The sequence below is a fragment of the Streptomyces marispadix genome, assembly GCF_022524345.1.
In the GTDB taxonomy this organism is placed as follows: domain Bacteria; phylum Actinomycetota; class Actinomycetes; order Streptomycetales; family Streptomycetaceae; genus Streptomyces; species Streptomyces marispadix.
The window spans coordinates 5,188,480-5,208,867 of sequence record NZ_JAKWJU010000002.1 but is presented as its reverse complement, the minus strand read 5'-3'; the positions used below and the strand labels follow the sequence as shown (position 1 = coordinate 5,208,867).

Here is a 20,388-nt window from a genome sequence, read left to right as displayed (position 1 = left end):
AGTGAGTGCGTCGCGGGGTGAGGGGGCGACGACGGCTTTAGCTGGAGCAGGCCCGAAGGAGGCCGCCTGAGCGCTGACAGGTGTCGGGGGGCGGGTGCCGCGTGACAGGTGTCGGGTGACGACTGGCCGATGACAGATAACAGATGACCGACGTCAAGTTGCAGATAACAGACGGCAGATGACGGATGACGGATGACGGACAACAAATGACGGATGACAGATGTCCACATCTGTCATCCGTCCATGGTCAGCGCTTAACCGTCATCCGTTATCTGTCACCTGTCACCTGACACCTGCGCCCGGCGGCCCGGCGCCCGGCGCCCGCCACCTCCGCTCAGCGCCCACCCCACGCCGCCCCGCCCCCGTCAGACGAACACCGCGAGACTCTTGACCCGCCCCCCGCGCTCCTCCACGAGCGCAACCAGTCGCCCCTCCGGATCGAACACCGCAACGGGCCCCGGCGCCTCGGCTTCGCCGGCCACGGTGCCACTCACAACCACGCCGCGTTCCCCTGCGGCCTCCCCCGTCGTCCCCGCCAACTCCCCTGCGGGCACACGAAGTTGCACCCCGTTGCCGATCATCCGCGCCTGTTCCGCGTCGACGTCCCAGCGTGGGAAAGCCGCCGCCGCGGCCTCCCCCAGCGGCACCAGCGGAACCCCCCTGCCGCTGTCGACCTCGCTCTGAAGCTCCTCCGGCGACCGGGCGTCCTCCAGCCGGTAAGGCCCGACCCTGGTGCGCCGCAGCGCCGTCAAGTGCCCGCCCGTACCGAGGAGTTCGCCCAGGTCGCGGGCGAGTGCCCGCACGTAGGTGCCGGAGGAGCACACGACCGAGACGAGCACGTCGACGACCTCCGTGCCGTCCTCCGCCCGCTGCTCACGTCGTACTTCGTGCACGTCGAAGGCGGAGACGGTGATCTCCCGGGCGGCGAGCTGAACGTCCTCGCCTTCGCGCACCCGCTGATAGGAGCGTCTGCCGTCGACCTTCACCGCGCTCACCTTCGAGGGCACCTGACTGATGCGCCCCGTGAGCCGCCCCACGGCGGCTTCGAGGTCGCCGCCCGTGATGCCCGACGCGCCCTTGGCGCCGGTGACTTCGCCCTCCGCGTCGTCGGTCACGGTCGTCTGCCCGAGCCTGACCGTGGCGACGTACTCCTTGTCCGTGAGGGCGAGATGGCCGAGCAGCCGTGTGGTCTTCCCCGTACCGATGACGAGCACGCCCGTGGCCATCGGGTCCAGCGTCCCCGCATGCCCGACCCGCCGGGTGCGGGCCATGCCGCGCAGCTTCGCGACGACGTCGTGCGACGTGAAGCCAGCGGGCTTGTCGACGACGACGAGCCCGCCCGGCTCCTGGTCCTTCTTACGCGCCACGGGTCATTCGTCCTCGGCCTGTTCGCCCTCGCCCGGCTTGCGGTAGGGGTCGGCCCCGCCCGCGTAGTCGGCGCCGGAAGAGGCCTTGCGGACCTCCTCGTCCGAGGCCCTGGCGCGTGCGAGAAGGTCGTCGATGGTACGGGCGTTCTCCGGAAGGGCGTCCGCGACGAAGGTGAGGCTCGGAGTGTGCTTCACTCCCGCCGCCGCACCGACGGCGGTGCGCAGCACGCCCTTCGCGCTCTCCAGCCCCGCTGCCGCCGCCTTGCGGTCCTCGTCGTCGCCGTAGACGGTGTAGAAGACCGTCGCCTCCCGCAGATCGCCGGTGACGCGGGTGTCCGTGACGGTCACATGTGTGCCGAGCCGCGGGTCCTTGATCCCCCGGTGCAGCTTCTCCGCGACCACCTCACGGATGAGGTCTGCGAGCCTCTTCGCCCGTGCATTGTCGGCCACTGGTCCGTCTCCTCGCTAATCGTCTTCTTCTCCGTGGAACCGCCGCCGTACAGACAGCAGTTCCACTTCCGGGCGTGCGGCGACGAGCCGCTCGCACCGGTCCAGGACGTCCGTCACGTGGCCCGCGTCCCCCGAGACCGCCGCCAGCCCGATCCTGGTGCGGCGGTAGAGATCCTGCTCCGCGACCTCGGCCACGCTCACGCCGTACTTCCGCTGAAGTTCGGCGACGATCGGGCGTACGACGGAGCGCTTCTGCTTGAGCGAACGCACGTCGCCCAGCAGCAGGTCGATCGAAAGAGTCCCCACATACACCCGGAGATCGTAGAAGATGCCGCCGGGGCCGATCGACGGAGTTTCCTCCACCGACCGGCCCCGGTACGGCTACGAGCCTGACGCGGTGCCCGGAATCCGGGCCGCCGCCTCAGCCGCGGGGCTTCTCCCGCATCTCGTACGTGGCGATGACGTCGTCGACCTTGATGTCGTTGAAGTTCCCGAGGTTGATACCGCCCTCGAAACCGTCACGGATCTCGGTGACGTCGTCCTTGAAGCGGCGCAGGCCCTCGATGTTGAGGTTCTCCGCCACGACCTTGCCGTCGCGCACGACGCGGGCCTTGGAGTTCCGCCTGACCTCGCCGGAACGGATGATGACACCCGCGATGTTGCCGAGCTTGGAGGAGCGGAAGACCTCGCGGATCTCCGCGGTGCCCAGCTCGACCTCTTCGTACTCCGGCTTGAGCATGCCCTTCAGGGCCGCCTCGATCTCCTCGATGACCTGGTAGATCACCGAGTAGTAGCGGACGTCGACGCCCTCGCGCTCCGCCATCTGCGTCGCCCGGCCCTCGGCGCGGACGTTGAAGCCGATGACGATGGCGTCCGAACCGGTCGCCAGGTCGATGTCGGTCTCGGTGACCGCACCGACGCCGCGGTGCAGGATGCGCAGATCGACCTCTTCGCCGACGTCGAGCTGCATCAGCGAGGACTCCAGTGCCTCGACCGAACCGGACGCGTCGCCCTTGATGATGAGGTTGAGCTGCTGCACCTCGCCCGCCTTGAGCACCTTGTCCAGGTCCTCCAGGGAGACCCTGCGGGTGCGCTTGGCGAATGCGGCGTTGCGCTCCCGGGCCGCGCGCTTCTCGGCGATCTGACGGGCCGTACGGTCCTCCTCGACCACCAGGAAGTTGTCGCCGGCACCGGGGACGTTCGTCAGGCCCAGTACGAGGACGGGGGTCGCGGGACCCGCTTCCTTGATGTTCTCGCCCTTGTCGTCGAGCATCGCGCGGACCCTGCCGTAGGCGTCGCCCACGACCATGGTGTCGCCGACGCGGAGCGTGCCGCGCTGCACCAGCACGGTGGCCACGGCGCCGCGACCGCGGTCGAGGTGGGCCTCGATCGCGATGCCCTGCGCGTCCTGGTCGGGGTTGGCCCGCAGGTCGAGGGCGGCGTCCGCGGTGAGTACGACCGCCTCCAGCAGCGCGTCGATGTTCTCGCCCTGCTTGGCGGAGATGTCGACGAACATGGTGTCGCCGCCGTACTCCTCCGCGACCAGCCCGTACTCGGTGAGCTGACCGCGCACCTTCGTCGGGTCGGCGCCCTCGACGTCGATCTTGTTGACGGCGACGACGATCGGCACCTCGGCGGCCTTGGCGTGGTTGAGCGCCTCGACCGTCTGCGGCATCACGCCGTCGTTGGCCGCGACCACGAGGATCGCGATGTCCGTCGACTTGGCGCCGCGGGCACGCATGGCGGTGAACGCCTCGTGACCGGGGGTGTCGATGAAGGTGAGCTTGCGCTCCTCGTCGTTGACCTCGGTGGAGGCCTGGTAGGCACCGATGTGCTGGGTGATGCCGCCGGCCTCGCCCGCGATGACGTTCGTCTTGCGGATGGCGTCCAGCAGACGCGTCTTGCCGTGGTCGACGTGACCCATGACGGTCACGACCGGCGGACGCGGCATGAGCGCCTTCTCGCCGCCCTCGTCCTCGCCGAACTCGATGTCGAAGGACTCGAGAAGCTCGCGGTCCTCCTCCTCCGGGCTGACGATCTGGACGACGTAGTTCATCTCCTCGCCGAGCAGGCTCAGCGTCTCGTCGGAGACGGACTGCGTGGCGGTGACCATCTCGCCCAGGTTGAACATCACCTGCACCAGCGAAGCCGGGTTGGCGTTGATCTTCTCCGCGAAGTCCGTGAGCGAGGCACCGCGCGAGAGCCGTACGGTCTCGCCCTTGCCGCGCGGAAGCATCACGCCGCCGACCGACGGCGCCTGCATCTGCTCGTACTCCTGGCGGCGCTGCCGCTTCGACTTGCGGCCACGGCGCGCGGGACCGCCGGGACGGCCGAACGCGCCCTGCGTACCGCCGCGGCCGCCGGGACCGCCGGGACGACCGGCGAAACCGGGACGGCCACCGCCGCCGGGACGACCGCCGAAGCCGCCGCCACCGCCGCCGGGACGGCCACCGCCGCCGCCACCGGGACGACCGCCGAAGCCGCCGCCACCGCCGCCGGGACGACCACCGCCGCCGCCGGGACGCGGACCGCCGCCGGGACCGCCGCCGCGGCCCGGACCGGGACGCGGAGCGGCAGCCGGACGCTGCGGCATCATGCCCGGGTTGGGCCTGTTGCCACCGCCGCCGCCACCGGGGCGGGGACCGCCCTGGCCGCCGCCCTGCGGGCGCGGCATGTTGCCGGGAGTGGCACGGCCGCCCGGAGCCTGCGGACGCGGACCGCCCTGGCCCTGACCGGGCTTCGGGGGCTGGCCGGGCTTGGGGGCACCGCCGGGACGGGGCGCCTGCGGGCGCGCCATACCGGTGGAACCACCGGACGTGAAGGGGTTGTTGCCCGGACGCGGACCGGACGGACGGGCACCCGGCTTGGGTGCGCCCTGACCGGGACGCGTGCTCTGGCCGCCGCGGCCGGACTGGCCGGGCTTCGGTGCGGCCTGGCCGGGCTTGGGCGCCTGCCCCGGCTTGGGGGCGGCGGCGCCGGGCTTCGGCGCGGCTTCGGCCGCACCGGCGGACCCCGAGAACTCGGGCTTGGCCGGACCCGGCTTGGGGGTTCCCGGCTTGGGTGCCTGCGTCTGCCCGGACGCCGGGGCGGCCGGAGTCACGGGGCCGCCGGGCTCACCGCCGGACGCGGCAGCGGGCGTGACGGGCGCCTCGGGACCCGGCTTCGGGGCACCGGGCTTGGGGGCGGCCTTGGACTGGCCCGTCTTCGCGGCTCCCGCGCCGGGCTTGGGAGCGGCACCACCGGGCTTGGGGGCGGCAGCGCCGCCGGGCTTGGGCGCGGCGGCCTTCTTCGGCGCCGCGGGCTTCGCCGCGGACTTCTTGGCACCGGAGGCTGCGCCGGCACCACCGCCCGCGTCGAACGCGTCGGTCAACTTGCGTACTACCGGCGCCTCGATCGTCGAGGACGCCGAGCGAACGAATTCGCCCAGTTCGTTGAGCTTGGCCATGACGACCTTGCTCTCGACTCCGAGCTCCTTGGCGAGCTCATATACCCGGACCTTAGCCACTTCGCTCCTTACGGTCCGGGGGGCCATCCGCCGCCGGACCTTCGCTACTTATGCATGGGCGTACTCATCGCGTACTCATCGAGTGCTCATCGCAATCTCGACCTACTTCCGACTCGCGAGGTACCTCTCCGAACGGAGGGTTCCGAACGGACTGTCTTACGGTTCCGCCTGCTCGATCTGCTCCACCTGCTGCCGCAGCTCTGCCACGTCGAACGGCCCCGGGCCGCGGAAGGCCCTGTTGAACGCCCGTCGGCGGACAGCCTGGTCGAGGCAAGCCGACGTGGGATGCAGATACGCGCCCCGGCCGGGGAGCGTACCGCGAAGATCAGGGACGCAACGGCCCCCGCTCAGCACCACACGCAGCAGATCGGGTTTGTCCGAGCGCTTCCGACAGCCCACGCATGTGCGCTGTGGGCATGCTCGGACTCGCGTCCGGCCAGACACCGTCAAGTCTACCTCCCCGCACCGTCACGCCCGTCCGGGGGTGATCGGCACCCTGCTGGTTTCAGCCCTGTTCGGCAGCGTGTCCGGGCGCCGCCTCGGGATCGGCGGAGACGACCTCGCCGCCCTCCGCGGTGTCCGGGCGGATGTCGATGCGCCAGCCGGTGAGCCGTGCGGCGAGACGGGCGTTCTGGCCTTCCTTGCCGATGGCGAGCGAGAGCTGGTAGTCGGGCACCGTCACGCGCGCCGACCGTGCCGCCAGATCGATGATCTCGACCTGGTTCACACGCGCCGGGGAGAGCGCGTGGGCGACCAGATCCGCGGGGTCCTCGGACCAGTCGACGATGTCGATCTTCTCGCCGTGCAGTTCGGCCATGACGTTGCGCACCCGGCCGCCCATCGGGCCGATGCACGCGCCCTTGGCGTTCAGTCCGGAACGTGTGGAGCGCACCGCGATCTTCGTACGGTGGCCTGCCTCGCGAGCGATGGCGGCGATCTCGACCGAACCGTCCGCGATCTCCGGGACCTCCAGCTCGAAGAGCTTCTTGACCAGGTTCGGATGGGTACGCGACAGGGTCACCGAAGGCCCGCGCACGCCCTTCGCCACACGTACGACGTAGGTACGCAGCCGGGTGCCGTGCGAGTAGTCCTCGCCCGGGACCTGCTCCTGCGGCGGAAGGATCGCCTCCAGCTTGCCGATGTCGACGAGCACGCTCTTGGGGTCCTTGCCCTGCTGGACCACTCCGGCGACGACGTCGCCCTCACGGCCCGCGTACTCGCCGAAGGTGACCTCCTCCTCGGCGTCACGCAGCCGCTGGAGGATGACCTGCTTCGCGGTGGTGGCGGCGATGCGGCCGAAGCCGGAGGGTGTGTCGTCGAACTCCCGCGGCTCGGCGCCCTCTTCGAGTTCGGACGGGCTCTCCTTCGCCCAGACCGTCACATGGCCGGTCTTGCGGTCCAGCTCGACGCGGGCGTCGCGTCGGCTGCCCTCGGTGCGGTGGTAGGCGATGAGGAGGGCGGACTCGATCGCCTCGACCAGCAGATCGAGCGAGATCTCCTTCTCCCTCACCAGCCCGCGCAGGGCGCTCATGTCGATGTCCACGGCTACGCCTCCTCCTTGCCTTCGTCGTCAGCGGCCGCGGACTCGTCCTGTGCTCGCTTCTCGGCGGCCTTGCGATTGAACTCGATCTCCACCCGGGCCTTCGCGATGTCCTCGAAGCCGAGCCTCCGGGATGTGGGCCTGCGGCCCTTCACGCCGGGGACCTCCAGGTCGATCCCCGTGGCGTCCACGCCCGCGATGCGCGCCGTCACCTCGCCGCCGCCGGCGGTCTCGGTGAGGTCGGCCTTCACCAGCCGTCCGCGGGCGCGGCGGAAGTGGCGCGGTTCGGTCAGGGGCCGGTCGGCTCCGGGTGAGGTCACTTCCAGCACGTACGGGGCGCCGCCCATGGTGTCCGACTCGTCGAGGACTTCGGAGAGCGTGCGGCTCAACTCGGCGCAGGTGTCCAGCAGGACTCCTTCGTCGGAGTCGACCACGACGCGGAGCACCCGCCTCTTGCCGGCGGGGGTCACCTCGATCTCTTCGAGATCCAGCCCCTTGTCGCTCACGAGCGGCTCCAGCAGTTCGCGCAGCCTCTCGTTCTGGGTGGTGCTCATCCGGGTGACTCCTCGGCCGCGTGTGCTGTTGTAGGGGTGCCTGCACTGGGGAGTTGACGTGGGCGTGTACCGGTCCAAGCCTAACGTCTGCCGCGTGCACCGCCGACCAGACGGGCGATCCGGGCGGGATGTCGGGGACGTACGGGTATTGATGGGCCAGTGAGGGTGGCCCGTCGAGGCGTTCGAAGGCACGCGGGTACCCTCACGGGGCGGTGATCACCGCACGCGGTGCCCGCCGCGCTGTACCCCGCGATCCCCACGCTGATCAGGGAGCCCCCATGCCGCTCACGCCGTCGCCGCCGGGCCCGCGCAGACGGTCGATGGTCGCCGGGACGCTGGGCGCGCTGGGGCCCTTCGCGGCGGTGGGCCGTATCGCCGCGGCGGCGACGACCGCGGTGCCGGTGGGCGCGGTGCTCACGGGCTGCTCGGCCGACGGCAGCGACGCGGACGCCGCGCAGGCGACCGCCGCGGACAAGCGGCTTCGCCGGGAGGCGACCCGGCAGAGCCTCGATCTGCTGGCCCGATACGACGCCACAGCCGACACCCACTCCTCCCTCGCCGACCGGATCCGCCCGCTGCGCGAGGCCACGATGCGGCACGCGGAGGTCCTCAGCGGCGACGACGAGAAGAACCACGGCGCCGGCAGGGGCAGGCACGGACGGGGAAGCGACGGCGGCGGTCGCGGCGACGGCGGCACGGCCGACAAGCACGGCGAGCAGCGAAGGCCGCGGGTGCCCGGCGACGAGAAGGCGGCGCTCGCCTCGCTGGGCGACGCGGAACGGCGTACGGCCGCGGCCCGTACCGCGGCGCTGATGAAGGCGCCGCCGGAGACGGCACGTCTGCTGGCGTCCCTCGCAGCGGCGGGCGCCGCACACGCGTATCTGCTCGGCGCAGGGGACGTGCCTGACGCGGACGGCGAGGACGGAGAGGGCGACGGCACATGAGGAAGCTGGTCGACGCCGTGCAGGCGGCCCTCGCCGCGGAGCACGCGGCGGTCTACGGCTACGGGGTGGTCGGCGGCCGTATCGAGTCCTCACGTCAGGACGAGGCACGTGACGCCTACGACGCGCACCGTGCCCGCCGTGACGCGCTGCGCCGCGAAGTACGCGACCTGGGCGGCGAACCGGAACCGGCCGCCGCCGCCTACGCCCTGCCGTTCGCGGTGCCGGACAGCGCCGCCGCGGTGCGGCTCGCGGCGGAGTTGGAGGACCGTCTGGCCGGGGTCTACGCGGATCTCGTACGTGCCGGGCAGGGCGCCCGCAGGCGCGAGGCGGCGGGGGCGCTGCGCGAGGCGGCGGTCCGGTCGGCGCGCTGGCGGGGCGGGAGCGTAGCCTTCCCTGGTCTCTCCGAGCACTCCGCCTCGGACGGTCCGGCGGCCTCGGGGTCGCCGACGCCGGGTGAGACGACGTCCGGTTCGCTCTGACCTGTCCCAGGAACCGTCCCGAGCAACCGTCCCCAGGAGCGGACCGGCGAGCGCGTTCGTAACGCACCGCCAGCAACATCCGCAGACACCGCACCGCACCGCACCGCACTGCACCGCACTGCACCGCAGCAACGCACGACGCCCACAGCGCTTCGCGGCGCCCGCCCTCAGGGCAGCAGCACAGTTCCACACCGATCCGCACCACATGACCGCACGCATCGCACCGCACCGCACGTCCCCCAGCGCGGTCCACGTCCGCTGTCCGCCGTACGGAAAGGTCCCCTTCACCGCATGCCTTCTGCACTGCCTCTCGATCCTCCGCAGCGGCTTGTGCGCACCCTCGGCTCGCAGCGCGGGCACGCGGGCGAGGCGATGGGCGAGGCCGGTGAGGCGTGGCTCGCGGAGCTGCCGTCGCTGCTGAAGCGGGTGCTGGAGGAGTGGGAGCTGATGGCGGAGCGGGTGGTCTCGCCCGGGGGCCGCAGCAGCCTCGTGATGCTCGTGAGGCAGGCCGACGGCGGACCGGCGGCGCTCAAGCTGCTCGCCCCCTACGTCTCCGGCACACGGGAGCGTACCGAGCGGGAGGCCGCCGCGCTCACGCACTGGGACGGCCGTGGCGCCGTACGGCTGCTGCGCTCGGACGCCGGTGAGGGCGCGCTGCTGCTGGAGCGGCTGCACGGCGAGATGTCGCTGCGTTCGCTGCCGGAGGCGAAGGCCATGCTGGAGGCGGCCTCGGCGGTGCGGCGGCTGTGGATCTCGCCTCCGGGCGGGCCCTCGGCCGACGGCGACGACGGCCGGGGAGGCGGTCCGCCCGCCGTGACGGGTCCGGCGGCGGCAGGTCTGCCGACCGTCGCCGAGCACACGGAGGCGAGCAGCGCGTTCCTGCGTTCGTCAGCGACGCCGGAGGAGGTGCGTCCGCTGCGCGACGAGGCGCTGGAGCTGCGGGACGCCCTGCTGGCGGACCCTCCCGAACTGGTGCTGCTGCACGGCGACTTCCGTCAGGGCGCCGTTCTCGCGGCCGACTCCGGACGCGCCCCGTGGCTGGCGACAGGGCCGGACCCGCTGCTGGGCGAGCGTACGTACGACCTGGCGCGGCTCGTACGGGACCGGCTGCACGATCTGGTGGCCTCGCCCGGCGCCGCCTCGGCGACGCGGCGCCGGCTGCACAAGCTCGCCGACTCCCTGGAAGTGGACCGTGAGCGGCTGCGTGGCTGGTCGCTCTACCGTGCGGTGGAGTCCGGGGTGCGGCACATCAGCGGCGGCAGCCGCCAAGACGGCGAGCTGCTGCTGGAGTTCGCGGGCTGGCTGTGATCCGCGCCGACGAGGACGAGGTCTGACGGAGGCCAGGGCCCCGCCCCGCGGCGCGGACCGGGCGCGTTCGCCTTCCGCCGTCCTCAGCCTGCGGCCGACAGCCGCGCGACCGCGTCGGCCACCGTCAGTTCCTCGCGCTCGCCGCTGCGGCGGTCCTTCAGCTCCACGATGCCGTCCTTCGCGCCACGGCCCACGATCAGGATGGTGGGGACGCCGATCAGTTCCGCGTCCGTGAACTTCACACCGGGCGAGACGCCGGCGCGGTCGTCCACGATCACCCGCACCCCGGCGGCGCCCAGCTTGTCGGCGACCTCCAGGGCCGTCTCCGTCTGCAACGCCTTGCCCGCCGCGACGACATGGACGTCGGCCGGTGCGATCTCCCTCGGCCAGCACAGGCCCTGCTCGTCCGCGGTCTGCTCGGCCAGCGCCGCCACCGCACGCGTGACGCCGATCCCGTACGAACCCATCGTCACGCGCACGGGCTTGCCGTCCTGGCCGAGTACGTCCAGCTCGAAGGCGTCGGCGTACTTGCGGCCGAGCTGGAAAATGTGGCCGATTTCGATCGCCCTGTCGAGCTCGATGCCCGAGCCGCAGCGCGGGCAGGGGTCGCCGGGCTGGACCACGACCACGTCGAGATAGTCGTCGACCTCGAAGTCACGGCCGCACACCACGTGACGGGCGTGCTTGTCGGGCTTGTTGGCGCCGGTGACCCACTCGGTGCCGGGTGCGACGCGGGGGTCGGCGATGTAGCGGAACGCCTTGCCCGCCATGCCGTTCTGCGGGCCGACGTAGCCGCGTACGAGGTCGGGACGGTCGGTGAAGTCCTCGGCGGTGACCAACTCGACCTCGGCGGGCGCGAGATGCTCCGCGAGCTTGCCGAGGTCCACGTCGCGGTCGCCGGGGACGCCGACCGCGGCGATCTCGCCGTCGATCTTCACCAGCAGGTTCTTCAGCGTGGCCGAGGCGGGCACGCCCAGATATCCGGCGAGCGTCTCGATGGTCGGGGTGTCCGGGGTGTCGAGGTCCTCAGCGGGCGGGTGGCCGGAGGACTCCACGGGCACGACGGGCACGGTCATGGCCTCGGTGTTGGCCGCGAAGCCGCATGACGGGCACTGCGCGTACGTGTCCTCGCCCGCCGCGGCGGGTGCCAGGAACTCCTCGGAGGCCGAGCCGCCCATCGCGCCCGAGACCGCGGAGACGATGCGGTAGTCGAGGCCGAGACGCTCGAAGATGCGCTGGTAGGCCTTGCGTTCCTGGGCGTACGACTCGGCGAGGCCCTCGTCGCTGAGGTCGAAGGAGTAGGCGTCCTTCATGGTGAACTCGCGGCCGCGGAGGATGCCGGAGCGGGGACGGGCCTCGTCGCGGTACTTCGTCTGGATCTGGTAGAGCGTCACCGGCAGGTCCTTGTAGGACGTGCACTGGTCCTTGACGACCTGGGTGAAGATCTCCTCGTGCGTGGGGCCGAGCAGATACGCGGCGCCCTTGCGGTCCTCCAGGCGGAAGAGCAGGTCGCCGTACTCCTCGTAGCGCCCGGAGATCTCGTAGGGCTCCTTCGGCAGCAGCGCGGGGAGCAGCACCTCCTGAGCGCCGATGGCGTCCATCTCCTCGCGTACGACCCGGGTGACGTTCTCCAGGACGGTCAGGCCCAGCGGCAGCCACGTCCAGATACCGGCGGCGGCGCGGCGCACATATCCGGCGCGGACCAGCAGCTTGTGACTGACGGTCTCGGCATCGGCCGGGGCATCGCGCAGCGTCTTCAGCATCGAACGGGACAAACGCTGGACTCGGGCTGCCATGGAATTCTCCGTGCGGTGATCGAAAGATGCGGGTTTGAAGGATGCGGTGCCTGAGCGGACGGAACTGCCGCATGAGGACTGAGGACTGAGGACTGGAGACGAGACTATCCGGCTCCGCACACGGCAAGGAAATGCGATTCCTTACCGACGGGCCCCACTGTCCACCGCCCCCGGCCGGGCCAGGGGGCTTTCCGCCTCAGGGTCGGGGCAGCGGCAGCCAGGCGCCCATGACGGCGTACGGGCTCGGCGCGCTCGGAAAGTGCACGTCGCGTGCGAGGTCCCGGTAGCCGAGGCGGTGGTACAGGGAGCGGGCGGGGCTGTCGGTGTCGATCGCGGAGAGCAGCGAGCGCGGTTCGTCGGCGGTGTCGGTGAGCATGGTGATCAGCCGCCGCCCGATGCCGCGCCGCTGGTACTGCGGCAGCACATGGAGTTCGGTGATGACGAAGGAGTCGTCCAGCCAGTCCTCGTAGCCGGCGGCGCGCAGCGGGCCCGCGACGACCGTGGACCACCACTGCGAACGGTCGTTGGGCATTCCGTAGACGAAACCGACGAGCCTGCCCTCGGGAGTGCGCGCGCCCAGTGCCCGCGCCCCCGGCGACTTCAGATGGCGCAGGACGATATGGCGCCGCACTCCGATCTCGTCGTCGCTCAGTCCGAAGGCCACGGCCTGTACGGCGAGCGCGTCGTCCACGTGTGCTTCGAGATCGAGCGGACCTACGACGGGCTCGCGGGGGTCCTGGGGCGGCGGACCCCCGGCGGAATGCAGCATGCCGGGAGGCTACAGGGAGTCATGGGACGGTGGCGCGCCATGGCACCCACGGCCGGCGAAGCCACCGCCGGAACGACGGGGCTGGGGACGGGCAGTGGGTCAGGAGGGGTTCAGTGGATTCAAGCGGGTTCAGAACAGGACGCTCATGAACGAGCCGACCTCGCGGAAGCCGACCCTCCTGTACGAGGCCCGCGCGGCGTCGTTGTAGTCGTTGACGTACAGGCTGACCAGCGGCGCGAACTCGGTCAGCGCGTAGCGCAGCACCGCCGCCATCCCGGAGACCGACAGCCCCTCGCCACGACGATCCGGTGCGACCCACACGCCCTGGATCTGGCAGGCACGCGGTGTGGCCGCGCCGATCTCGGCCTTGAAGACGATCCGGCCGTTCTCGACGCGGGCGAACGAGCGTCCTGAGCCTACGAGTTCGGCGACCCGTGACTGGTAGACCAGGCCGCCGTCGCCCGCGAGCGGCGAGACGCCGACCTCCTCGGTGAACATCTCCACGCAGGCGGGCAGCACGACCTCCATCTCGTCCTTGCGGATGCGGCGCACCAGGGGGTCGGGGCGCACGTTCCTCGGGATCTCGTCGGTGATCATGAGTGGCTGCCGGTGGCGGACCTCGCGTGCGGGTCCCCAGTGCGGTTCGAGACAGGACCACAGGGCGGCGGTCGGCTCGGCCGGGCCGACGATGGACGAGCAGCGCCGCCCCTGCCGCCGTGCACGCTCGGCGAAGGCGCGTACGGCCTCCGGCCCGGCGCACAGCGGTACGAGATTGGCTCCCGCGTAGCACAGGGACTTCAGCCGGCCCCGCTGGTACCAGCCCCACATCTCGCCGCCGAGGCGCAGCGCGTCGAGGCCGGCGGTGTGTACGCGGGAGGCGATGAAGGCGTTGTTGACGGGCTCGCGGTTCAGCACCGCGAGCACGTCGTCGAGTTCGTCCGGCTCGACGACGCGGGTGGAGGTGGTGGTCAACAACGTGTCGGCTGCCTCACCGTGACATGCCCTGGGGACGGAGGAGATGGGGAAGGCGCTCTTCCGACTGTACCCCGCAGGCAGCGGTGCTCACCTGTGGGCCTCTGGGCGTACGGCAGGGGCTCTCGCGGCCTGCGCGGACGGGCTCTTGGGCGTATCCGATGCACGCGGAGACCGGTTCCGGTGAGGACGGCGGCGGGTTCCCGGGCATGCGGCGGCCCCGGAGTCCGTTGCCGCGGAGGCCCCGTGCCGGGGGCCGCGTCAGGACTACCGGGGCCGTCCTCGCGCCTCGCCTCTGTCCGTGCCGGTGCGTGGCTCGCGCCGCCGCTCAGCCGCCGACCGCGACCTGCGGTTCGCCGGAGGCGACGCCGTCCTTCTCCATCTGCTCGGCGATCTTCATCGCCTCTTCGATCAGCGTCTCGACGATCTTGGACTCGGGGACGGTCTTGATGACCTCGCCCTTGACGAAGATCTGCCCCTTGCCGTTGCCGGAGGCGACGCCGAGGTCCGCCTCGCGTGCCTCGCCGGGGCCGTTGACGACGCAGCCCATGACGGCGACGCGCAGCGGGACCTCCATGCCGTCGAGCCCGGCGGTGACCTCGTCGGCCAGCTTGTAGACGTCCACCTGGGCGCGTCCGCAGGACGGGCAGGAGACGATCTCCAGACGGCGCTGGCGCAGCCCGAGCGACTCCAGGATCGAGATGCCGACCTTGCACTCCTCGGCGGGCGGCGCCGAGAGGGAGACGCGGATGGTGTCGCCGATGCCCTCGGCCAGCAGCGCGCCGAAGGCCACGGAGGACTTGATGGTGCCCTGGAAGGCGGGGCCGGCCTCGGTGACGCCGAGGTGCAGCGGATAGTCGCACTGCGCGGCGAGCTGCCGGTAGGCGTTGATCATGACCACGGGGTCGTTGTGCTTGACCGAGATCTTGATGTCGCGGAAGCCGTGCTCCTCGAAGAGGGAGCACTCCCACAGCGCGGACTCGACGAGCGCCTCCGGGGTGGCCTTGCCGTACTTCTTCAGCAGCCGCTTGTCGAGGGAGCCGGCGTTGACGCCGATGCGGATGGGGGTGCCCGCGGCGGAGGCGGCCTGGGCGATCTCCCTGACCTTGTCGTCGAACTGCTTGATGTTGCCCGGGTTGACGCGTACGGCAGCGCAGCCCGCGTCGATCGCCGCGAAGACGTACTTCGGCTGGAAGTGGATGTCCGCGATCACGGGGATCTGCGACTTCCGCGCGATGGTGGGCAGCGCGTCGGCGTCCTCCTGCGTGGGGCAGGCCACTCGTACGATCTGGCAGCCGGACGCCGTCAGTTCGGCGATCTGCTGGAGCGTCGAGCCGATGTCGGCCGTGCGCGTCGTGGTCATCGACTGTACGGACACCGGTGCGTCACCGCCGACGGCCACCGGCCCCACGTGGATCTGCCGGCTCTTGCGGCGATCGGTGAGCTTCGTCGGTACGTCCGGCATTCCGAGCGAAATCGCTGTCCCTGTCATCAGGCGTGCAACCCCAAGGTCTGGATGGAGAGGTCCCGGGAGATCGGCGGGCTCCGGCACCCGAGATTACGGCACGGTCACCGCTGCGAGCACATCGGCGATCCGATAGCGGGGCGAAGCGTGCACACCGACCGGAACCCCTCGCGGACGGCATCAGCGTGATCTACCGGGGCCCTCCGCGGGCGGCCGTCCACGACCGGACCCGGCGTGCGCGGTGACTGCGCACACCCGGTCCGCTCATATGGGTCAACCTGCGAGCCGTACGGGATTGACGACGTCGGCGACGAGCACCAGCAGCGTGAAGCAGATGAATATCCCGGCGACGACGTAGGCGACGGGCATCAGCTTCGCTACGTCGAACGGGCCGGGGTCGGGGCGCCGGAAGACCTTGGCGAAGGCCCTTCGTACCGACTCCCAAAGGGCGCCCGCGATGTGGCCGCCGTCCAGGGGCAGCAACGGAAGCATGTTGAACAGGAAGAGCGACAGATTGAAGCCCGCGACGAGGAAGAGCATCGTCGCCACCCGCTGCGTCGGCGGGATGTCGAGCGAGAAGACCTCGCCGCCCACGCGGGCCGCGCCCACGACGCCCATCGGGGAGTCCTGCTTGCGCTCGGCGCCGTCGAACGCGGCGTTCCACAGGTCGGGGACCTTCGACGGAAGGGCGATCAGCGCCTGCACGCCCGAGGCCATCATGTCGCTCATGCGGTCGACGGACTGCGGGAACGACTGCTGGATCACGCCGCTGGCCGGGGTGAAGCCGAGGAACCCGGCCGTCACGTACTCGCCCTCGACGTAGCCGCCGCGGCCGTCGGACTTGGCGACCTTGTTGGGGATCAGATCGGCCTGGAGCGTCTTGCGGGCGCCGTCGCGCTGGACGGTGATGGTGGCCTGGCCGGTGGTGTCACGGATCGACTGCTGGAGGGTGCTCCACTCGGAGACGCTCTTGCCGTCGAAGGCGACGATCTTGTCGCCCGGCAGCAGCCCGGCGGCCTTCGCCGGTGAGTCCTTCGCCCCCGCGGGGCACTTGTCGGTCTTCGCGGAGGCCGGGATGACGCACTTGGAGACGGAGGAGACCGTGGTGGTCTGGGTGTTGATGCCGAAGGACATCAGCACCACGAGGAAGATCACGACCGCGAGGATCAGGTTCATGAACGGCCCGGCGAACATCACGATGACGCGCTTCCAGGGGGCCCGCGTGTAGAAGAGGCGCTTCTCGTCGCCTGGTTGCAGCTCCTCGAAGGCCGCGGCCCTCGCGTCCTCGATCATGCCGCGGAACGGCGACGTCGAACGCTTTCGCAGGGTGCCGTCCTCGCCGGGCGGGAACATGCCGATCATGCGGATGTAGCCGCCGAGGGGCACCGCCTTGACGCCGTACTCCGTGTCTCCCCTGCGCCGGGAGAAGATCGTCGGGCCGAAGCCGACCATGTACTGCGGCACCCTGATGCCGAACATCTTCGCCGTCGACAGATGCCCCAACTCGTGCCAGGCGATGGAGAAGAGCAGACCGACGATGAAGACGACTATGCCGAGGATGGTCATGAGGGTCGTCATGCGCGGGCCTCCGCTGCTGCCGTCGCCAGTTCACGGGCGCGCTCGCGCGCCCAGTTCTCCGCGTCGAGGACATCGTCGAGCGTCAGCGCCGCCGCGCGGGGCGTCCCGTGCTCCTCGACCACAGCGGCAACCGTATCCACGATGCCGGGGAACGGCAGCCTTCCGCTCAAGAACGCCTCTACGCACTCCTCGTTCGCGGCGTTGTAGACGGCCGGAGCGGTGCCTCCCGCGCTGCCGACCTGGAAGGCGAGGGGCACCGAGGGGAACGCGTCGGCGTCCAGCGGGAAGAAGTCCCACGACATGGCGCGGGACCAGTCGAAGACCGGCCCGGCGTCCGGCACCCGCTCCGGCCAGCCGATGCCCAGCGCGATCGGCAGCCGCATGTCGGGCGGCCCGCACTGGGCGAGGGTCGAGCCGTCGCTGAACTCCACCATCGAGTGCACCGCCGACTGCGGGTGCACCACGACCTCGATCCGGTCGAAGGGGACGCCGTAGAGGAGATGGGCCTCGATGACCTCCAGGCCCTTGTTGACGAGAGTCGCCGAGTTGACGGTGATGACCGGGCCCATGTCCCAGGTCGGATGGGCCAGCGCCTCCTTCGGCGTGACGTCGGCGAGCGCTGCCTTGCTGCGCCCGCGGAACGGTCCGCCCGAGGCGGTGATCAGCAGCTTGCGCACCTCGGAGTGCGTGCCGCTCATCAGCGCCTGGAAGAGCGCCGAGTGCTCGGAGTCGACGGGCACGATCTGTCCGGGCGCCGCCAGCGCCCGCACCAGGGGGCCGCCGACGATCAGCGACTCCTTGTTCGCGAGCGCCAGCATCCTGCCCGCCTCGAGAGCGGCGAGGGTGGGCGCGAGGCCGATGGAGCCCGTGATGCCGTTGAGTACGGTGTGGCACTCGCTCCCCGCCAGTTCGGTCGCCGCGTCCGGCCCGGCGAGCACTTCGGGGATGGGCTCGCCCGGTCCGTACTCCGCGCGCAGGGCCTGGCGGAGCTGTCCGACCTTGTCCTCGCGAGCCACGGCCACGGTCCGCACCTGGAGCCGGTGCGCCTGCCCGGCCAGCAGTTCCACCCGGCCCCCCGCGGCGGACAGTCCCGTGACCCGGAAGCGGCCCGGATTGCTCAGTACGACATCGACCGCCTGGGTGCCGATGGAGCCGGTGGAGCCGAGGATCACGATGTCGCGCGGGCCTTCCGGCACATCGGGCGGGCCGGCGGAGGGCCGTAGGTGCGGATCAGCGAGGGATTCGGTCATGACCCCATTCTGACGGCTCCTCGGCCTGCCGTGTTCACCGCCTCCGTGCCCCTCCCGGGCGGGCTCGCGGGTACGGGAGCGGGGTGACAGGCCGTCCGTGGCCGCCGAAAGGCGCCGCCCGCGTACGGACGTAGGAACCGGCGCGCGGAGGAGAGGACCGGCGCACGCAGACCCCTTACGCATCAAGTGACACCACGGGGCCGCGCATGCGGACGCCCGGCGCACGGCGGCCGTACACCGGGCGTCCACCCCCTCCCACGCGGCCGTGCGCGGTCAGGACCGCACGGCGGAACTCTCAAGCCGGAGGCGCGAGTTGGGGCCCCGGCCGATACGCCTAGCCGATACGCCTAGCCGATTCGCCTGTGCACGTTCTTCTTCTTGGACGGTCCCGGCGCCGCCTCCGCGATCCACGGCCCGTCGGACGAGGGGTCCACGACGCCCTCCTCCAGCCATGTGTAGGAGCCGCCGAGGATGCCCTTCACGACCTTCCGGTCCAGGTCGTCGGTGTTGTTCCACAGCCTGCCGAACAGCTCCTCGACGCGGATCTTCGACTGACGGCAGAACGCGTCGGCGAGCTGGTACGGATACGTGCCGTCGGGCCCGCTGCTGAGCGCGTCCCGGCGGAGCTTGTCCGCCCGCACGCATGCCGCGCTCATCGCGAACAGCTCCGCGCCGATGTCGACGATGCGGGAGAGGAAGCCCTGCTTGGTCTCCATGCGGCCCTGCCAGCGCGACATGGCGTAGAAGGTGGAGCGTGCCAGCTTGCGCGAGGTGCGCTCCACGTACCGCAGATGCACGGCGAGTTCGCCGAAGTCGGCGTAGGTGCCGGGGAGCTGGCCGGGTCCCGCGACGAGCTTGGGCAGCCAGCGGGCGTAGAAGCCGCCCGCGGCCACGGCGGCGCGGGACTTGTCGGAGAGCGTCTTGTCCGGGTCGATCAGATCGCCCGCCACGGACAGATGGGCGTCCACGGCCTCGCGTGCGATGAGGAGGTGCATGATCTCGGTGGAGCCCTCGAAGATGCGGTTGATGCGCAGATCGCGCAGCAACTGCTCGGCGGGTACGCCGCGTTCGCCGCGTGCCGCGAGGGACTCGGCGGTCTCGAAGCCCCGGCCGCCGCGGATCTGGACGAGTTCGTCGGCCATCAGCCACGCCATCTCGCTGCCGTAGAGCTTGGCCAGTGCGGCCTCGATGCGGATGTCGTTGCGCTCCTCGTCGGCCATCTGGCTGGCGAGGTCGAGTACGGCCTCCAGTGCGAACGTCGTCGCGGCGATGAAGGACATCTTGCTGCCGACCGACTCGTGCTTCGCCACGGGGCGGCCCCACTGCACCCGTGCCTCGCCCCACTCGCGGGCCACCTTCAGGCACCACTTGCCCGCACCCACGCAGGTGGCCGGGAGGGAGAGCCGTCCGGTGTTGAGGGTGGTGAGGGCGATCTTGAGCCCTTCGCCCTCCTTGCCGATGCGGTTGGCCGCCGGGACGCGGACCTGGTGGAGGCGGGTGACGCCGTTCTCCAGGCCGCGCAGGCCCATGAAGGTGTTGCGGTTCTCCACGGTGACGCCCTCGGAGCCGCCCTCGACGACGAAGGCCGTGATGCCGCCGCGGTGGCCATCGGACTTGGGGACGCGTGCCATGACGACGAGGAGGTCGGCGACGACGCCGTTCGTCGTCCACAGCTTGACGCCGTCGAGTACGTAGTCGTCGCCGTCGGGTACGGCCGTGGTCGCGAGCCGTGCCGGGTCGGAGCCGACGTCGGGCTCGGTGAGCAGGAACGCCGAGATGTCGGTGCGGGCGCAGCGCGGCAGGAACGCGTCCTTCTGCTCCTTGGTGCCGAAGAGCTTCAGCGGCTGCGGGACGCCGATCGACTGGTGGGCGGAGAGCAGCGCTCCGACGGCGGGGCTGGCGCTGCTGATCATGGCCAGCGCCTTGTTGTAGTAGACCTGCGTGAGGCCGAGGCCGCCGTACTCGGGGCCGACCTTCATGCCCAGCGCGCCCAGTTGCTTCAGCCCGGCCACGACCTCGTCGGGGATGCGGTCCTCGCGTTCGATGCGGGCGCCGTCGATCTTCGTCTCGCAGAACTCGCGGAGCGTGGCGAGGAACTCCTCGCCGCGGCGTACGTCCTCGGGATTCGGCTCCGGATGGGGGTGGATCAGGTCCAGCCGGAAGCGGCCCAGGAACATTTCCTTGGCGAAGCTGGGCTTGCGCCAGTCCTGTTCGCGTGCGGCCTCGGCTACTTCTCGGGCTTCGCGCTCGGAGACAGTCATGTCACTCATCTCGCCGCGTGGTAGGGACAGGGAACGCTCTGTATCGCCGTGCACTACCGGCCGGTGCTACTCGCTCGTATGTACCCGATTCATCCGATGCGTACCAGAGTTTGCGCATGCCCTTCGCGGTAGGGACCCGGTGCGGGCGCG

At 71.0% G+C, this 20,388-nt stretch carries 17 protein-coding genes; 3 read left to right on the top strand and 14 right to left on the bottom strand.

Annotation, left to right across the window (positions count from 1 at the left end):
• Positions 1 to 365: 365 nt before the first annotated feature.
• From truB to rimP, 7 genes are all read right to left on the bottom strand, one after another.
• The gene (truB, locus tag MMA15_RS21855) at positions 366 to 1,367 is read right to left on the bottom strand and encodes a tRNA pseudouridine(55) synthase TruB (protein WP_241061808.1); all 1,002 of its coding nucleotides are present in this window, start codon (positions 1,365 to 1,367) and stop codon (positions 366 to 368) included.
• A gap of 3 nt (positions 1,368 to 1,370) precedes the next feature.
• Positions 1,371 to 1,817 (bottom strand): 30S ribosome-binding factor RbfA, encoded by a 447-nt coding sequence (rbfA, locus tag MMA15_RS21850; RefSeq protein ID WP_241061807.1) that lies wholly within the window; start codon positions 1,815 to 1,817, stop codon positions 1,371 to 1,373.
• 15 nt (positions 1,818 to 1,832) lie between these two features.
• Complete coding sequence (locus MMA15_RS21845) at positions 1,833 to 2,129, bottom strand: DUF503 domain-containing protein (RefSeq protein ID WP_241063357.1); 297 nt, start codon at positions 2,127 to 2,129, stop codon at positions 1,833 to 1,835.
• A gap of 109 nt (positions 2,130 to 2,238) precedes the next feature.
• Entirely contained in the window at positions 2,239 to 5,322 is a 3,084-nt protein-coding gene (gene infB / locus MMA15_RS21840; RefSeq protein ID WP_241061806.1) for a translation initiation factor IF-2, read from the bottom strand.
• A 156-nt stretch (positions 5,323 to 5,478) separates the two neighbouring features.
• Complete coding sequence (locus MMA15_RS21835; protein WP_241063356.1) at positions 5,479 to 5,766, bottom strand: YlxR family protein; 288 nt, start codon at positions 5,764 to 5,766, stop codon at positions 5,479 to 5,481.
• A gap of 61 nt (positions 5,767 to 5,827) precedes the next feature.
• Positions 5,828 to 6,865, bottom strand: coding sequence for a transcription termination factor NusA (gene nusA, locus MMA15_RS21830; protein ID WP_241061805.1), 1,038 nt, complete (start codon positions 6,863 to 6,865; stop codon positions 5,828 to 5,830).
• Between the two features lie 2 nt (positions 6,866 to 6,867).
• Entirely contained in the window at positions 6,868 to 7,416 is a 549-nt protein-coding gene (rimP, locus tag MMA15_RS21825) for a ribosome maturation factor RimP (RefSeq protein ID WP_241061804.1), read from the bottom strand.
• A gap of 278 nt (positions 7,417 to 7,694) precedes the next feature.
• On the opposite strand from rimP, the gene MMA15_RS21820 reads away from it, so the two are divergent.
• From MMA15_RS21820 to MMA15_RS21810, 3 genes are all read left to right on the top strand, one after another.
• Positions 7,695 to 8,360, top strand: coding sequence for a hypothetical protein (locus tag MMA15_RS21820; protein WP_241061803.1), 666 nt, complete (start codon positions 7,695 to 7,697; stop codon positions 8,358 to 8,360).
• Positions 8,357 to 8,839, top strand: coding sequence for a ferritin-like domain-containing protein (locus tag MMA15_RS21815; RefSeq protein WP_241061802.1), 483 nt, complete (start codon positions 8,357 to 8,359; stop codon positions 8,837 to 8,839). The genes MMA15_RS21820 and MMA15_RS21815 overlap by 4 nt, the downstream gene beginning before the upstream one ends.
• 291 nt (positions 8,840 to 9,130) lie before the next feature.
• On the top strand, positions 9,131 to 10,147 hold the full coding sequence (locus MMA15_RS21810) for an aminoglycoside phosphotransferase family protein (RefSeq protein WP_241061801.1): 1,017 nt from the start codon (positions 9,131 to 9,133) through the stop codon (positions 10,145 to 10,147).
• An 83-nt stretch (positions 10,148 to 10,230) separates the two neighbouring features.
• Here the strand turns inward: MMA15_RS21810 and MMA15_RS21805 are convergent, their stop codons facing one another.
• The 7 genes from MMA15_RS21805 to MMA15_RS21775 all read right to left on the bottom strand — a co-directional run bounded on the left by MMA15_RS21805 (position 10,231) and on the right by MMA15_RS21775 (position 20,238).
• On the bottom strand, positions 10,231 to 11,943 hold the full coding sequence (locus MMA15_RS21805) for a proline--tRNA ligase (RefSeq protein ID WP_241061800.1): 1,713 nt from the start codon (positions 11,941 to 11,943) through the stop codon (positions 10,231 to 10,233).
• A 196-nt stretch (positions 11,944 to 12,139) separates the two neighbouring features.
• Entirely contained in the window at positions 12,140 to 12,712 is a 573-nt protein-coding gene (locus tag MMA15_RS21800) for a GNAT family N-acetyltransferase (protein ID WP_241061799.1), read from the bottom strand.
• 129 nt (positions 12,713 to 12,841) lie between these two features.
• A complete protein-coding gene (locus MMA15_RS21795; protein WP_241061798.1) occupies positions 12,842 to 13,687 on the bottom strand; it encodes a GNAT family N-acetyltransferase in 846 nt (281 codons plus the stop codon).
• Between the two features lie 325 nt (positions 13,688 to 14,012).
• Positions 14,013 to 15,176 carry a flavodoxin-dependent (E)-4-hydroxy-3-methylbut-2-enyl-diphosphate synthase gene (ispG, locus tag MMA15_RS21790; RefSeq protein ID WP_241061797.1) on the bottom strand — a complete coding sequence of 388 codons (1,164 nt, stop codon included), beginning with the start codon at positions 15,174 to 15,176 and terminating at the stop codon, positions 14,013 to 14,015.
• A gap of 246 nt (positions 15,177 to 15,422) precedes the next feature.
• Complete coding sequence (locus MMA15_RS21785; RefSeq protein WP_241061796.1) at positions 15,423 to 16,727, bottom strand: M50 family metallopeptidase; 1,305 nt, start codon at positions 16,725 to 16,727, stop codon at positions 15,423 to 15,425.
• Positions 16,724 to 17,977 carry a 1-deoxy-D-xylulose-5-phosphate reductoisomerase gene (dxr, locus tag MMA15_RS21780; RefSeq protein ID WP_241061795.1) on the bottom strand — a complete coding sequence of 418 codons (1,254 nt, stop codon included), beginning with the start codon at positions 17,975 to 17,977 and terminating at the stop codon, positions 16,724 to 16,726. The genes MMA15_RS21785 and dxr overlap by 4 nt, the downstream gene beginning before the upstream one ends.
• Positions 17,978 to 18,324: 347 nt before the next feature.
• Positions 18,325 to 20,238 carry an acyl-CoA dehydrogenase family protein gene (locus tag MMA15_RS21775; RefSeq protein ID WP_241063355.1) on the bottom strand — a complete coding sequence of 638 codons (1,914 nt, stop codon included), beginning with the start codon at positions 20,236 to 20,238 and terminating at the stop codon, positions 18,325 to 18,327.
• Positions 20,239 to 20,388 lie beyond the last annotated feature (150 nt).

Coding starts and splice junctions, on each gene's coding strand:
- rimP (WP_241061804.1), bottom strand. CDS start 7,416: ATGAGCACCACCCAGAACGAGAGGCTGCGCGAACTGCTGGAGCCGCTC.
- MMA15_RS21815 (WP_241061802.1), top strand. CDS start 8,357: ATGAGGAAGCTGGTCGACGCCGTGCAGGCGGCCCTCGCCGCGGAGCAC.
- ispG (WP_241061797.1), bottom strand. CDS start 15,176: ATGACAGGGACAGCGATTTCGCTCGGAATGCCGGACGTACCGACGAAG.
- MMA15_RS21810 (WP_241061801.1), top strand. CDS start 9,131: ATGCCTTCTGCACTGCCTCTCGATCCTCCGCAGCGGCTTGTGCGCACC.
- MMA15_RS21785 (WP_241061796.1), bottom strand. CDS start 16,727: ATGACGACCCTCATGACCATCCTCGGCATAGTCGTCTTCATCGTCGGT.
- MMA15_RS21800 (WP_241061799.1), bottom strand. CDS start 12,712: ATGCTGCATTCCGCCGGGGGTCCGCCGCCCCAGGACCCCCGCGAGCCC.
- MMA15_RS21775 (WP_241063355.1), bottom strand. CDS start 20,238: ATGACTGTCTCCGAGCGCGAAGCCCGAGAAGTAGCCGAGGCCGCACGC.
- MMA15_RS21805 (WP_241061800.1), bottom strand. CDS start 11,943: ATGGCAGCCCGAGTCCAGCGTTTGTCCCGTTCGATGCTGAAGACGCTG.
- dxr (WP_241061795.1), bottom strand. CDS start 17,977: ATGACCGAATCCCTCGCTGATCCGCACCTACGGCCCTCCGCCGGCCCG.
- MMA15_RS21820 (WP_241061803.1), top strand. CDS start 7,695: ATGCCGCTCACGCCGTCGCCGCCGGGCCCGCGCAGACGGTCGATGGTC.